The sequence below is a fragment of the Mesorhizobium sp. P2_A12 genome (assembly GCF_056405075.1).
Window position 1 is genome coordinate 381,307 of the sequence record NZ_JBFUCU010000002.1, and the last position, 13,235, is coordinate 394,541.

The window sequence follows — 13,235 nt, forward strand, 5'->3', positions numbered from 1 at the left end:
CTCCATTCGGTCGAATTACTTGACGGCTCCGGCCATCAGGCCGCGGATGTAGAAGCGCTGCAGAACCAGGAACAGGATGAGGCACGGCACCATCATCACGGTGACGCCCGCCTGCACCGCGCCCCAGTCGATGGCGCCGAAGCGGCCCGACTGAAGTGCTGTCATCATCACCGGCAGCGTGAATTTGGACTGGTCGGTCATCAGCACGAGCGCGGCGAGGAACTCGTTCCACGCGCCGAGAAAGGCAAACAGCGCGATGGTGACGACGCCCGGCCAGACCAGTGGCAGCATCACCTTTATAAGCATGGTGATGTTGCCGGCGCCGTCCATGCGGGCGGCTTCCTCGATCTCGCGCGGCACCGCGTCGAATGCGTTGCGCATCATGAAGATCGAGAACGGCAGTTGCAGCGTCACATAGACGCCGACCAGGCCGGTCAGCGTGTTGTGCAGGCCAAGCTTGGTCAGCACCAGGAAGATCGGCGTCAGGATCGACTGGAACGGGATCATGATCGTCGACAGGATGAGGATGAAGAACAGATCCTTGAACGGGAACCGAAATCGCGAAAAGCCGTAGCCGGCCAGCACGCTGACGGCGACCGACAGCACGACGGTCATCACCGAGACATAGATGCTGTTCTGCGCCGAGACCCACAGCCCGTCGCCGAAGCTGTTGAGGGTGGCATAATTCTCCAGCGAGATGCCCGACGTCGGCCAGGGCGGCAGCGGCGGCAAGCGCGCTTCCTGGGCCGGCTTGAAGGCCGACAGCACCGCCCACACGATCGGCGCCGCAAACAGCACCGAGGCGATGATGCCGGTCGAATGCTCGGCGATGCGGGCGGCGAGCCGGCGGTTGCGGGTGGTGGCCTGCGCCATCAGTCGAGACCCTCCGGCTTGCGCAGCAGCCACAGCTGGACGAGGCTGAGCGCCACCAGGATCACCAGCAGCACCATGGAGAGTGCCGCGCCATAGCCGAGCTTGAACGACACGAAGGACTGGTTGAAGATCCAGTAGACCGCGGTCAGCGTCTGGTTGCGCGGGCCGCCGCGCAGGATGATGTAGAACTGGTCGAAGGCGAGGATCGAGCCGGCGACCGACAGGATCAGCGCCAGCGCCAGCGTGCGGCGCATCAGCGGCAGCGTGATTGCCCTGAACCGGGCGAACCGCCCGGCGCCGTCGATGACCGCCGCCTCCTGCAGGTCCTGCGGGATTGATTGCAGGCCGGCCATCAGGATGATCATGGTGAAGCCGGCGACCTTCCAGACGACCATGGCGATGATCGACCAGAAGGCCGGCTGGAAAGTGGCCAGCAGGTTGAACTTCCTGTCGATTAGGCCGAGATCGTAGGCGGCCGGGCTGAACAGTCCGGAATCGACGTTCAAGAGCCATGACCAGAGCAGGCTCGCCGAAGCAAAGCCGACCACCGCCGGCATGAAGAACATGGTGCGATAAAGATTGGTCAGCGGACGCGGCCGTTCGACGAACAGCGCCAGCGGAAACGCCACCACGAAGATCGCGATGGTGACAATCACGGTGTAATAACCGGTGAATTTGAGCGCGTTCCAGAACCTGGTGTCGCGCAGGAGGGCGGCATAGTTGCCTAGGCCGATAAAGCTATGCTCGCCCATCAGCGGCCAGTTGTGCAACGACATCCACGCTGTCATGCCAAGGGGGATGAGGAAGAAGACGACGACCAGCGCAACGGCCGGCGCGACATAGAGCAGGCCAATCCACTGCCGGCGGCCGGCGCCGACCAGCTTTCGGGCGCGTGGCGGGGCAGGGGTTGCTGCTGTGATGGAGGTCATGGCTGTTCTTCCGTTGGCGCTGCGTTCCCTCGGGAGGGTCCGGTCGACGGTCGGGGTGGCGTCCTCTCTGTAGTGCGCCGACAAGAAACGTCGAGCACGTCAGAAGCGACCCAACCCGGACCTGCTGTCCGACCTCCCTTCAAGGGAGATAGGGCGGCCACCCGCCCAGGGAGACAAGCGGGCGGCCGGCAGGCGTCCGCTACTTCTGCGGCGCCTGGTCGATGATCGACTGCATGGTCTCCTGCGCATTGGCTATGGCGCCGTCGACATCGTCGCCGAAGAAGACCTCGTTGATCATCTGTGTCCACGGACCGTTGGCGGAGTTGATCAAATCGTTGAACACCACGGAATAGGGGGTGCGGCCCTTGGCCATGGCCTCGGCGGCGATCTGGTAGCGCGGATCGAGATCTTTCAGCGCTTCTTTGGCGATGTCGCCGCGCACCGGCAGGCTGCCGTACTTGGCCAGGATGGTCTGGCCCTCGAGCGAATAGGCGAAATCGAGGAACTCCTTCACCACGGCGAGTTTCGTGGTGCCCTTGGTGACGACGAAATTGTCACCGCCGGCAAAGGACGACCAGCCGCTGTCCTTGCCCGGCAGGAAGGTGACGCCGTAGTCGACATCGGGATACTGGGTGTTGAGCGCGCCGATGGCGAAGGCGCCGGATGGCGAGATGCCGATATTGCCGGCAGCGAAGGCGGCAAAGAAGTTGGCGCCGGTGTCGGTCTGCGCGCCTGCGGGCACCAGGTCCTTCTTGACCATCGAGCGGTAGAGATCGATGGCGCCGCGCAGCTGCGGGCTGTCCAGCGTCGCCTTCGAGCCGTCCTCGCTGAGGATGTCACCGCCCGACGCCCAGATCAGCGGCGTGAAGGTGAAGATGTTGCAGCCGCCGCAATTGCCGGAGAAGTAGAAGCCCTTGATGTTGCCGCCGAGCCCGTTGACCTTCTCGGCATCGGCGGCGATCTCGGCCCAGTTGGTGGGGCCTTTCTCGGGGTCGAGGCCGGCCTGCTTGAACAGCTTCTTGTTCCAGATCAGCACCGAGGCGTCGGCCGAGAACGGCAGGCCGTAGATGTGATCCTTGTAGGTGCCGGTCTTCACATGCGCTGGCGACAGGCTGGAGAAATAGGGCAGCGATTTCGCCCAGTCGGTGATGTCCTCGAGCTGGCCGGCGGCGGCGAAGGACGGCGTGTAGATCAGGTCGAGCGACAGCGCGTCGGGCGCCGTGCCGCCGGCGGCCGCCGCACCATATTTCGGAATGATCTCGGCATTGGGGATGATGTCCAGCTTGATCTGGTTGGTGTGCGCCTTGTTGTAGGCATCGACGATCCTCGGCATGAAATTCGAGCCGTCGGCGCGCACCCAGATGTTGGCCGTCTCGGCGGCCGCGGCACTGATGCCGCCACCCAGTACGGCAGCGGCCAGGGCCAGTTTGGCAATCAGGTTCCTCATGTTCTCCTCCTCCAGGGTTCGCCGCGGTCCGCGGCTTGGCGCCGATCGCGCGGCGCGTGGTTTTCAGCCATCCAGCGGATGGCCGCATGACTGCCGCACCACCAGCCGGCACGGCAGTTTTCGAATGCCCGGCGCGGCGGGCTGGCCGCCAACCAGCGAAAGCAGGGTTAGCCCCGCCTCGCGCCCGAGGGCGACCAGGTTCATGTCGACCGAGGTCAGCGGCGGGCGCGTCGCCTCGGCCACGATCTCCCAATTGTCGAAACCGATGACGCCGACATCGTTGGGAACGCTGAGACCGCGCTCGCGCAAGGCATCGATGACGCCGCGCGCGATCTGGTCGTTGCCGCAAAAGACGGCGTCCGGCCTTTCATTCCTGCTGTCGAACAGCTGCGCCACCGCCTCGTGACCCCAGGCTTCCGACCAGGAGCCGAGCAGCGGCTCGGTGACCGGCAAGCCGTTTTCGGCCAGTACGTCGCGATAGGCCTGCGCCCGTGCATGCACCACGGCAAAGCTCGCCGGCCCGGTGACATGGGCGATGCGTTCGCGGCCGAGCCGGCACAGATGCTCGACCGCCAGCCGCGCGCCGCCGGCATCGTCCGAGACGAAGGCGATGGCGTCGGGATCGGGCTGCGTGAAAGCATAGATCACGGGGACGCGCAGATTGCTGAGGTCGACCGGCAAATGTCGGTCGATGCGCTTGCCGGTGGCGATGATGCCGTCGACGCGCTTGTCGAGCATGGCGTCGACATGCATCTGGCCGAGGCGCGGATCCTCCTCGACATTGCACAGGAACACCGAGACGCCATTGTCGACCAGCGCGTCCGAAATGCCCGACATCAACGGCAGCGAGAAGCGGCCATAGGTATCGTTGGTGAGCAGGCCGACAGTGAAGCTGCGCCGCCTGAGCAGGCTCTGCGCCAGGCTGTTGGGGCGGAAGCCGAGACGCCGGGCCGTCTCGCGAATGCGCTCGCGCGTTTCTGCGGTCATGCGCCCCTGGTCGTTAAGCGCCTTGGAAGCGGTAGCGACGCTGACGCCGGCCTGTGCCGCCACGTCACGCAGGGTGACTGGCTTGGAAAAGACGGGGACAGGCTCCGATGCCATCGCGCCAAAAATCCTTAGTTGGGAAAAGGTTTTCCCTTATAGTCCGGAGAATGGGCCAGCCTTGCGGCTAACCCAGTCAAAACTGTTGGAAAAACCTTTTCTCAAGTCGAAACTAGGCGAGATACGAAGCTTGTTCAAGGGAAAAATTGCAGGCGCCCTCGGGTGGAATTTTCGCGGCAAATTCCGGCAAAGCCGGGCTTCCCGTCAGCGAAGTGTTAATCGCTTGCGCGCCATGGTGGTCGCCCGCCAGGACAGCAGAGCCCCGCCATGCCCGATACGCCCTACACCCCGAAAGGCCCGGCGCGGACCGATGTCTCGCAGCCCGGCAGGGGGGCAGGGCGCGACAGCCGCTCCGACGAGCGACGCCGCGAAGCCGCGGCCATTGCCCGGCTCAAGGCGGAACTCGCGGCGCAGGCCGAACTGATTGCCAGGCAAGAGCGTTCGCTGGCTCACAGCCGCAAGATCTTCGACCGCGCCTCGGCAGCAGCGCGCCTTGGCGTCTGGGAATGCAGCCTGCCCGACGAGCGGCTTACCTGGACCGATGTGGTTTATGACCTGTTTGACCTGCCACGCGGCTCAGTGCTCGATCGCTCGGAGATCATCAAGTGCTATCCGGCGGAGTCGCGAAAGGCGCTGGACAGCCTGCGCGGCCGGGCGATTGCCGAGCGCAACGGCTTCACCCTCGATGCGGAGATCACCACCTTTGCCGGCCGCAGCCGCTGGATCCGCATCACTGCGACGGTCGAGTGCGAGGACGGCGCTGCGGTGCGCATCTTCGGCATGAAGCAGGACATCACCGAGGAGAAGATACTGTCGGGCCGGATGCGCTATCTGGCCGAATATGACGTCATGACGGGGCTGGCCAATCGCGGCCGGTTCCAGGAGCGGCTTGCGCATACGGACGAGGGCCGCCCGCTCGGCGCGTTGCTGCTGATCGACCTCGACGGCTTCAAGGCCGTCAACGACACGTTCGGCCATGTCGTCGGCGACGAATGCCTGAAGGCGGCGGCTGAGCGCCTTGCCGGCAGCTGCCGCGAGGCGGATCTCGTGGCGCGCGTCGGCGGCGACGAGTTCGCGGTCCTGCTCGGCCCGCATCTCGACCGCGGCGCGGTCTCCGGCCTGGCGCGCGGCATCATCGAGGCGATGGGCAAGCCGGTCGCGGCCTGCGGCCAGTCGCTCAACCTTGGCGCCTCGGTCGGCATCGCCTTCGCCCAGGCGGGCGCGCCGTGCGACCTGTTCATGCAGGCCGACACCGCGCTCTATGCCGCCAAGGCGGCAGGGCGCAACACGTTCCGTATCTTCAAGCCCGACGCCGCCGCGAAAGACCGCAGCGCCGCGGCCTGAGGGCCAAGCTGCGGCTTGTTGTACGGCCTCGCCGACAGGGCCCGCGCATCTTTCACCAGTGCAATCCTTGGCGCCTATTTTGTATTTGGCATGCAGGGCGTTCGCGAAAAGAGTGCTATGAAAGGCAAGCGAGCATCCTTGCTCCGGCTCCTTCCTGACATCTGAGGTTGTTTTCGTGCGTGAACCGTCGCTGCTGCCTGTGTTTGGAAAACTTGGCGCCAAGTCGCCTGTCGCCACTGTCACGGCGCCGGCCCGGTCGGCAGGTGTCGCGTTGCGGCTGCGGGAGCTTCTGGCCGCGCATGGCGGTATGGTGCTGAAGCTGTCGGTCATCGCCTGGACGGTGCTGATCCTGGCCGCGGTGTTTTTCATGATACAGGGCTGACCGGCATGGCCAATCGCTACACGCTGCGCATGGAGCTGCCCCAGAGCTGGACCATCATCGATGTCTTCACCGGCCAGCCTGCCGTGATCCGGCAAAAGGTGATGGTCGGGATGGGCCCGCGCGAGGCCGAGGACATGGTCGTCCAGATGAACGTCCGTGACGTCAAGCGCCGGGAGAGGGCAGAGCGCAAGTCCTGACCACGGTCCCCGCCGATCAGCCGAAATCGGCCGCCGTCAGCACGTACATGCTCTTTCGGGTGCGGTCATAGGCTTTCGACGCCACGTCGCGTATGGCGCTGCTCTGCGTGTCGAACGTGGCGAGGTAGCCGGCTTCATTGGCCGCGGTCGCCGGCTGCATCCTGGTCATCGCATCGGCGGCGACGGAGAAGGAGATCTGGAACATTCCGTCATGGCCGACGAAACGGATGCGCTTGCCGGCTTCGTCATAGCTGCGGCTGCGGTTGGGGAAGGTCAGGCTCATGTTTTTACCTCCGTGGCGGCGGCCTTCTTGACCACCCGCTTCTTCTTCGGCGTCGGGTTCAGGGCTTCCGCGACGCGGTCTGCCTCTTCCTTGGCCAGCCGCAGTTCCCTCAGCCTTGCCGTCTTGATCTCCCTGGCCCGCGCCTCGGAGATGTATTCGGCGGTCGCCTTGTTGCGCTCCGCCGTTTTCTTCTGCTTGTCGACAAAGCGGGCTTCAGCTTTTTCCATGATCGTCTGATTGCCTTCGGCCATCGAAGAAATCTCCCTTGTGCCTGAAATCGTGAAAACGAACTTGTCCGATAAATAGGCACTCAATCGGCAAAATTCAATTTTTTGAATTATTTGACCAACCCGCGATATCACGAAACCGGGTACCGAAATAATACTTTTGAATATTTAATTCCGGCGGCGAATAATTTTTGGCACTCCTATCTATCGAGTGCCAACGCGTCTATATAGGACGGGCGTGGCCGCCTGTGCCGGCCCCAGAAAGAAGTTCCCATGAAATTTCGGCCACTCCACGACCGCGTCGTCATTCGTCGCGCTGAAGGCGATACCAAATCCAAGGGCGGCATCATCATCCCCGACAATGCCAAGGAAAAGCCGCAGGAAGGCGAAGTCATCGCCGTCGGCCCGGGTGGACGCGACGAAAACGGCGCGCTTGTTCCACTCGACGTCAAGGCCGGCGACTTCATCCTGTTCGGCAAATGGTCGGGCACGGAGGTCAAGATCGACGGCGAGGACCTGTTGATCATGAAGGAAGCCGACATCATGGGCGTTATCGAAAAGGCCGTCGAAGCCAAGAAGGCCGCCTGATTGGAGCGATGCGTGTCCACGGGATGCGCAAAGATTGCTCCGAGCTTTGATCATGGAGGGCACGGCTCTGCCTTCCTCAACCGAACTGGATAAAAATCATGTCTGCCAAGGAAATCAAATTCTCCACCGATGCGCGTGACCGCATGCTGCGCGGCGTCGAGATCCTCACCAATGCGGTGAAGGTCACGCTCGGCCCCAAGGGCCGCAACGTCATCATCGACAAGGCCTATGGCGCGCCGCGCATCACCAAGGATGGTGTCACGGTCGCCAAGGAAATCGAGCTTGCCGACAAGTTCGAGAACATGGGCGCGCAGATGGTGCGCGAAGTGGCCTCGAAGACCAACGACCTCGCCGGTGACGGCACCACCACCGCCACGGTGCTGGCCGCCTCGATCCTGCGCGAAGGCGCTAAGCTGGTCGCCGCCGGTATGAACCCGATGGACCTCAAGCGCGGTATCGACCAGGCGGTCACCGCCGTCGTTGGGGAAATCAAGGCGCGCGCCAAGAAGGTCAAATCGTCGGCTGAGATCGCGCAGGTCGGCACCATCGCCGCCAATGGCGATGCCAGCGTCGGCGAGATGATCGCCAAGGCGATGGACAAGGTCGGCAATGACGGCGTCATTACCGTCGAGGAAGCCAAGACCGCCGACACCGAGCTCGATGTCGTCGAGGGCATGCAGTTCGATCGCGGCTATCTCTCACCTTATTTCGTCACCAACGCCGACAAGATGCGCGTCGAGCTGGAAGAGCCCTACGTGCTCATCCACGAGAAGAAGCTCGGCAATCTGCAGGCGATGCTGCCGATCCTCGAAGCGGTGGTGCAAAGCGGCAGGCCGCTGCTGATCATCTCCGAGGACGTCGAGGGCGAGGCGCTCGCCACGCTGGTCGTCAACAAGCTGCGCGGCGGCCTCAAGGTCGCGGCCGTCAAGGCGCCGGGCTTCGGCGATCGCCGCAAGGCGATGCTGGAAGACATCGCCGTGCTCACCGCCGGCCAGATGATCTCCGAGGATCTCGGCATCAAGCTCGAGAACGTCACCATCGAGATGCTGGGCCGCGCCAAGCGCGTGCTGATCGAGAAGGACACCACCACGATCATCGACGGCGCCGGCACCAAGGCCACCATCCAGGCGCGTATCGCCCAGATCAAGGGCCAGATCGAGGAGACGACCTCCGACTACGACAAGGAAAAGCTGCAGGAGCGGCTGGCCAAGCTCTCCGGCGGTGTTGCCGTCATCCGCGTCGGCGGCGCCACCGAGTCGGAAGTCAAGGAAAAGAAGGACCGCATCGACGACGCGCTGAATGCGACGCGCGCGGCGGTTGAAGAAGGCATCGTACCCGGCGGCGGCGTGGCTCTGCTGCGCGCAAGGTCGGCGCTTGCCGGCCTGACCGGCGCCAATGACGATGTCACGGCAGGCATCTCGATCGTGCTCAGGGCACTCGAAGCGCCAATCCGGCAGATCGCCGAGAATTCCGGCGTCGAAGGCTCGATCGTGGTCGGCAAGCTCACCGACAGCAAGGACCACAATCAGGGCTTCGACGCCCAGAACGAGGTCTATGTCGACATGATCAAGGCAGGCATCGTCGACCCGGCGAAAGTGGTGCGCACCGCATTGCAGGACGCCGGCTCGATCGCGGCCCTTCTGATCACGGCTGAAGCGATGATCACCGATATCCCGGCCAAGGATGCCGCACCCGCGGGTGGTGGCGGCGGCGGTGGCATGGGCGGCTACTAAAGATTCAGGCGATGCCGGCCTGCAAACGGCTGATACCTGCGCTTCCGGTGCTCGCGTACGAAAAGTACGCTCCGCTCCGGTTCTCGGAAACCACCGTTTTCGACTCGGCCTGGCCTGAATCTACGCCGGTTCTAGGAGCCGGATATTACCGCCGGGGGCAGTCTCCCCCGGCGTGCAGGCCTCTAGCCCAGGAGACGGATCCATGATCACGTTCGTGCAGAAGCCAGAGACGGTCGTTACGACCGAAATCACCGAGGAAAGCCGCTTCGACCGCATCCGCCGGATTGCCGCCGACAAGCACAAGAAATCCGATTCCGACACGGCAGCGCCTTCAAAAAGCGAGCCCAAACGCCCGATGTGAGCGCTGCGGCGCCGTCGCTGCTTTCCGCGCAACGCCAGCATCACATGGCGCGTCAGCGGCGCGAGTCGATCGCGCCGGCCGAGCGCGGTCCAGCCAGTTCCTGTAGGCGGTGTCGGCGTGTCCGGTATTGTCATTATATTAGCTTCAGCGCATATTTGGCGGGCAGTGGGCCCTTGGCCGTCAAGGCGTCCAAGGGCGCCTGCAATTGCTACCGAAAAAATCACTCCGTGCCGGCTCGAATTGTTGAGCAGTCACGAGACAATGACATTGGGAGGAATAGTCATGAAAGTGACCATATTGGCAAGCTATGCGCCTCACGCCGCCAAAGGATTGATGCAGGGGTCAGACAGGCAAGCTGCGGTCAAGACGCTTTTCGAAAGCGTTGGCGGCAAGATGACCAGCGTGATGTTCACGCGCGGCATTTATGACGTCGTCGTCAATGGAGAGGTGCCGGACCAGGTCGCAGGAATGGGCATATCCCTTGCGGTGCGAGCGAGCGGCTCGCTGACCGAGATGGTTGTACTGGAAGAACTCGACATGAAGGCAGTGCTCGCGGCTGCCAACAAGGCTGCGGGCGCGTACAAACCCGCCGGCTGATGGACTTGCCTTCTTGATCAAGGCAGCACGGTGCGATGGACGTGCCGTGCTGCCGAGTATCGGACCGGGCATCCTTCTCGCGACTTTCGCGGCGACCGGAATTCACGCTAGTATCGTCCGGTGGTCGTTTGGTGCAGAGAGCTTGCGGAAACGAAACCGCGATCCTCGATACGGAGACAAGTGATGTTTGCGGCCAAGGCCATTGACACCTCGGACAAGGCCGCGTTCTACCGCGACCTCGCCACGCAACTGAAGGCGCTGCTCGAGGGCGAACGCGATTCGATTGCCAACGCCGCCAATGCGGCGGCGCTGATTTTCCAGATGGTGCCCGACCTCAACTGGGCCGGCTTCTACTTCCTGCAATCCGACGAGGAGATGGTGCTCGGTCCGTTCCAGGGCAAGCCAGCCTGCGTGCGCATTGCGGTCGGCAAGGGCGTGTGCGGAACGGCGGTCGAACTGGGCACCTCGATGCTGATCGAGGACGTGCATGATTTTCCGGGCCACATCGCCTGCGATGCCGACTCGCGCTCGGAGCTGGTCGTGCTGCTCGAGGACGATGACGGCGTCTTCGGCGTGCTCGATCTCGACAGCCCGTTGCCCGGCCGCTTCGACAAGGCCGACCAGGCCGGCATCGAGATGCTGGCGGCGATCTATGCGAGCGCTAGCTCGTTCGAGGATTAGGGCATATCGAGGATTAGGGCATATTGAGATTCAGGTGAGGTCGACCTGACCTGAATCTCAACATGCCCTGGCCTGGTCTAGGCGAGCTTCACCAGCATCAGGCTGAAGCAGCCGATGAACAGGAAGGCCGACAAGGCCAGCGCCAGCGGGCGCAGGCCGCGCGAGCGCAACTGCGAGATGTCGGCCTGCAGGCCCATGGCGGCCAGCCCCATGGTCAGCATGATGGTGGTGGCGAGCGCCATCGCCGACTTCACTTCGGCCGACACGGTGACGAGGCTGTTCAACGCCACGACTGCGACGAAGGCGGCGACAAACCATGGCATGGGTGGCCGTGCCGCCGACTGATTGCTGCTCTTGCGGCGCGCCATCAGGCCGAGCGCGATGACCATCGGCGCCAGCATGGCGACGCGGGTCAGCTTGGCGACGGTGGCGATCTCGCCGGACTGGGTGCCGTTCTGGAAGCCGGCGCCGATGACTTGCGCGACCTCATGGATCGAGGCGCCGGCCCACAGGCCGAAAGCGTGCTGGTCGAGGCCGAGCAATGGCGCCAGCAACGGGAAACCGAGCATGGCGACGGTGCCGAACAAAGTGATCGAGGCGACGGCGTAGGTGACGTCCTCGTCGCGCGCATCGGTGACGATGTTGGTGGCGACGATGGCCGAGGCACCGCAGATCGAGGTGCCCGCGGCGATCAGCTGCGCCAGCTTGGCGTCGACGCCGATCAGCCGGCCGAGCGTGATGGTGAAGAGGAAGGTGGAGCCAAGCGTCAGCGCCACGATGCCGACGCCGCCGGCGCCGATCGACACCACCTGGCCAAGCGTCAGCTGGAGGCCGAGCAGCACGATGGCGAAACGCAGCAGCCGGCGCTGCGAAAACGCAATGCCGGCCTTGGCGTGGGCAGGGGTGCCGAGCACGTTGGAATAGATCATGCCGGCGACGACGGCGAGGATCATCGGGCTGAACAGAGCGAAGCCGGACACATTGCGGGCCGAGAAGGCGACGCCTGTGATCATCGCGACCAGCACGATGCCGGGCACAACGCCGTTCCACACCGAATTGAGGGACTTTCCCCCTTGGGCGTGTTCGGCGGAAATCAGGCTTTTCGGAATATCGTTCGCGATGTGGGTAAGGGAAGACAATGCAATGCTCCAGGCGGGTATGCCGGAGGAATGCCATTCCTGAACCGATCTTTCCAACGAATTATTTGCATTAGAATGATCGCTTCTAGCGAACGATTTCTGGTCGCATCGCGGAAGCCGCCGCCGGCTCTCATCCGCTATAGCTGCGCTTCGATTGCCGCCTTGTCGATGACCGACCAGACGTGCCTGATCCTGCCGTCGAGAAATTCATAGAAGACGTTCTCGCTGAAGGAGACCTTCCTGCCGTTGACGGGCAGGCCAAGGAAATTTCCCTTTGGCGTGCAGTTGAATTGAAGCCGGCTCGCAATGAAAGGCCTATCGGAGATCAGCAGCTGGATGTCGAAATAGAGGTCAGGGATCTCGGAAAAATCCCGCTCCAGCATCTTGCGATAGCCGGACAGCCCGACCCGGTCGCCATTGTAGTGCACCTCGTCATGGACGAAGCGGTGCAAGGTGCTCCAGTCCTGATTGTTGAGGCAAGCGATATAGCCGCGATAGGTGTCGGCAAGCTTGGTGTCGGTCACGGCGATTGCTCTGATGGATTGATGCCATGCCGACTTCTATCAACTCCGGTGCCGTGACTAAAGCGCGTCGTGACTGAACGGAATCACGCGCCTTAGGTTTCTGTCGATGCACCAACACCGCAGCATGCTTTGGACGGTATGCACTAGTACCTGTTTCTCGCGACCTTTTGCCGACGAGACCTGACCGCTTCCAGCAGTTCGCGCTCGCTGGTGTGCGCTTTTCGAAGAAGGGCGACAACCATCATCGCCAAGATTTCCGCTTTCGGATCCAAAGGATCGAGATCCTCATCCGCGCATACCTGGTTGAACACACGTTCGCAAATCGCCAGATCGTGATGGCTCAGGCAGGTGCGATTGGAGCGCCGGCGCAGCATCTGCGCGAACCTTTCAGAGCCCGCCGCCCGTGTTTGCAGAGGGTCTTTTGCTGATGAACCGCCGAGGCGATGGACTGTTCGAGTGACACTATCGTCGATAGTGTATTGGAATCGGTTTACTCGCCACTGGATGATTGCTGTGTTAAGAGTCCCAAAATCAGCGCGCACTCGCGAGCTTTATACTGTCCAACAGTCATGAGTTGATGGTAGTCCTGCCGTTTGTCCTCCGGGATATGAAAGCCACGTCGAAAGTCTGCCGCCTCTTTCGGAGTTCGAGTGCAACCGATTTTGCTGGCGGTGACTTTCAAACTGGCCAGTGAACACCCTATTTTTGCCGCAATATCCTTCAACGGTTCGTTGTTACCGTATCCATCAAGAATGATCTTGCGACGAGCTTCGCTGTCGAGCTTTGTGTTCATTTCGATGGCCTCCTCAACTACGATGTCATGGTGCCC

The 13,235-nt window shown here is 62.7% G+C and carries 18 protein-coding genes; 8 read left to right on the plus strand and 10 right to left on the minus strand.

The window, feature by feature from the left end:
• Nucleotides 1–15: 15 nt before the first annotated feature.
• The 4 genes from AC1DZU_RS06635 to AC1DZU_RS06650 form a co-directional block, all read right to left on the minus strand.
• Complete coding sequence (locus AC1DZU_RS06635; protein ID WP_477282909.1) at nt 16–873, minus strand: carbohydrate ABC transporter permease; 858 nt, start codon at nt 871–873, stop codon at nt 16–18.
• Nucleotides 873–1,802 (minus strand): carbohydrate ABC transporter permease, encoded by a 930-nt coding sequence (locus AC1DZU_RS06640; protein ID WP_477282911.1) that lies wholly within the window; start codon nt 1,800–1,802, stop codon nt 873–875. Before AC1DZU_RS06640 ends, AC1DZU_RS06635 begins: the two co-directional genes overlap by 1 nt.
• Nucleotides 1,803–2,001: 199 nt before the next feature.
• Nucleotides 2,002–3,249, minus strand: a complete 1,248-nt coding sequence (locus AC1DZU_RS06645; RefSeq protein ID WP_477282913.1) for an ABC transporter substrate-binding protein — start codon at nt 3,247–3,249, stop codon at nt 2,002–2,004.
• A 63-nt stretch (nt 3,250–3,312) separates the two neighbouring features.
• Entirely contained in the window at nt 3,313–4,350 is a 1,038-nt protein-coding gene (locus tag AC1DZU_RS06650) for a LacI family DNA-binding transcriptional regulator (protein WP_477282915.1), read from the minus strand.
• Between the two features lie 267 nt (nt 4,351–4,617).
• Here AC1DZU_RS06650 and AC1DZU_RS06655 point away from each other — a divergent pair, with 267 nt between their 5' ends.
• The 3 genes from AC1DZU_RS06655 (at nt 4,618) to AC1DZU_RS06665 (ending at nt 6,273) form a co-directional block, all read left to right on the plus strand.
• Nucleotides 4,618–5,694 carry a diguanylate cyclase domain-containing protein gene (locus AC1DZU_RS06655; protein ID WP_477282917.1) on the plus strand — a complete coding sequence of 359 codons (1,077 nt, stop codon included), beginning with the start codon at nt 4,618–4,620 and terminating at the stop codon, nt 5,692–5,694.
• 175 nt (nt 5,695–5,869) lie between these two features.
• The gene (locus AC1DZU_RS06660) at nt 5,870–6,076 is read left to right on the plus strand and encodes a hypothetical protein (protein WP_477282919.1); all 207 of its coding nucleotides are present in this window, start codon (nt 5,870–5,872) and stop codon (nt 6,074–6,076) included.
• Between the two features lie 5 nt (nt 6,077–6,081).
• Nucleotides 6,082–6,273 carry a hypothetical protein gene (locus tag AC1DZU_RS06665; RefSeq protein ID WP_258595293.1) on the plus strand — a complete coding sequence of 64 codons (192 nt, stop codon included), beginning with the start codon at nt 6,082–6,084 and terminating at the stop codon, nt 6,271–6,273.
• A gap of 16 nt (nt 6,274–6,289) precedes the next feature.
• Here AC1DZU_RS06665 and AC1DZU_RS06670 read toward each other — a convergent pair whose 3' ends face one another.
• Both AC1DZU_RS06670 and AC1DZU_RS06675 read right to left on the minus strand, forming a co-directional pair.
• Nucleotides 6,290–6,556, minus strand: coding sequence for a DUF1488 family protein (locus AC1DZU_RS06670; RefSeq protein ID WP_027059776.1), 267 nt, complete (start codon nt 6,554–6,556; stop codon nt 6,290–6,292).
• Nucleotides 6,553–6,807: a hypothetical protein gene (locus tag AC1DZU_RS06675; protein ID WP_184875526.1), complete on the minus strand. Its 255-nt coding sequence runs from the start codon at nt 6,805–6,807 to the stop codon at nt 6,553–6,555. The genes AC1DZU_RS06670 and AC1DZU_RS06675 overlap by 4 nt, the downstream gene beginning before the upstream one ends.
• Nucleotides 6,808–7,056: 249 nt before the next feature.
• Here AC1DZU_RS06675 and AC1DZU_RS06680 point away from each other — a divergent pair, with 249 nt between their 5' ends.
• The 5 genes from AC1DZU_RS06680 (at nt 7,057) to AC1DZU_RS06700 (ending at nt 10,743) form a co-directional block, all read left to right on the plus strand.
• Nucleotides 7,057–7,371: a co-chaperone GroES gene (locus tag AC1DZU_RS06680; protein ID WP_477282922.1), complete on the plus strand. Its 315-nt coding sequence runs from the start codon at nt 7,057–7,059 to the stop codon at nt 7,369–7,371.
• A gap of 98 nt (nt 7,372–7,469) precedes the next feature.
• Nucleotides 7,470–9,104 carry a chaperonin GroEL gene (gene groL, locus AC1DZU_RS06685; protein WP_477282924.1) on the plus strand — a complete coding sequence of 545 codons (1,635 nt, stop codon included), beginning with the start codon at nt 7,470–7,472 and terminating at the stop codon, nt 9,102–9,104.
• A gap of 202 nt (nt 9,105–9,306) precedes the next feature.
• On the plus strand, nt 9,307–9,465 hold the full coding sequence (locus AC1DZU_RS06690; RefSeq protein ID WP_167458376.1) for a hypothetical protein: 159 nt from the start codon (nt 9,307–9,309) through the stop codon (nt 9,463–9,465).
• A 282-nt stretch (nt 9,466–9,747) separates the two neighbouring features.
• Nucleotides 9,748–10,062: a GYD domain-containing protein gene (locus AC1DZU_RS06695; protein WP_477282926.1), complete on the plus strand. Its 315-nt coding sequence runs from the start codon at nt 9,748–9,750 to the stop codon at nt 10,060–10,062.
• 183 nt (nt 10,063–10,245) lie between these two features.
• Complete coding sequence (locus AC1DZU_RS06700) at nt 10,246–10,743, plus strand: GAF domain-containing protein (RefSeq protein WP_477282928.1); 498 nt, start codon at nt 10,246–10,248, stop codon at nt 10,741–10,743.
• A gap of 77 nt (nt 10,744–10,820) precedes the next feature.
• Here the strand turns inward: AC1DZU_RS06700 and AC1DZU_RS06705 are convergent, their stop codons facing one another.
• The 4 genes from AC1DZU_RS06705 to AC1DZU_RS06720 form a co-directional block, all read right to left on the minus strand.
• Entirely contained in the window at nt 10,821–11,882 is a 1,062-nt protein-coding gene (locus AC1DZU_RS06705; protein WP_477282930.1) for a YeiH family protein, read from the minus strand.
• A 137-nt stretch (nt 11,883–12,019) separates the two neighbouring features.
• Entirely contained in the window at nt 12,020–12,406 is a 387-nt protein-coding gene (locus tag AC1DZU_RS06710) for an ester cyclase (protein ID WP_477282932.1), read from the minus strand.
• Nucleotides 12,407–12,549: 143 nt separating this feature from the next.
• Nucleotides 12,550–12,780 (minus strand): hypothetical protein, encoded by a 231-nt coding sequence (locus tag AC1DZU_RS06715; RefSeq protein WP_477282934.1) that lies wholly within the window; start codon nt 12,778–12,780, stop codon nt 12,550–12,552.
• A gap of 116 nt (nt 12,781–12,896) precedes the next feature.
• Entirely contained in the window at nt 12,897–13,199 is a 303-nt protein-coding gene (locus tag AC1DZU_RS06720; protein WP_095091148.1) for a hypothetical protein, read from the minus strand.
• Nucleotides 13,200–13,235 lie beyond the last annotated feature (36 nt).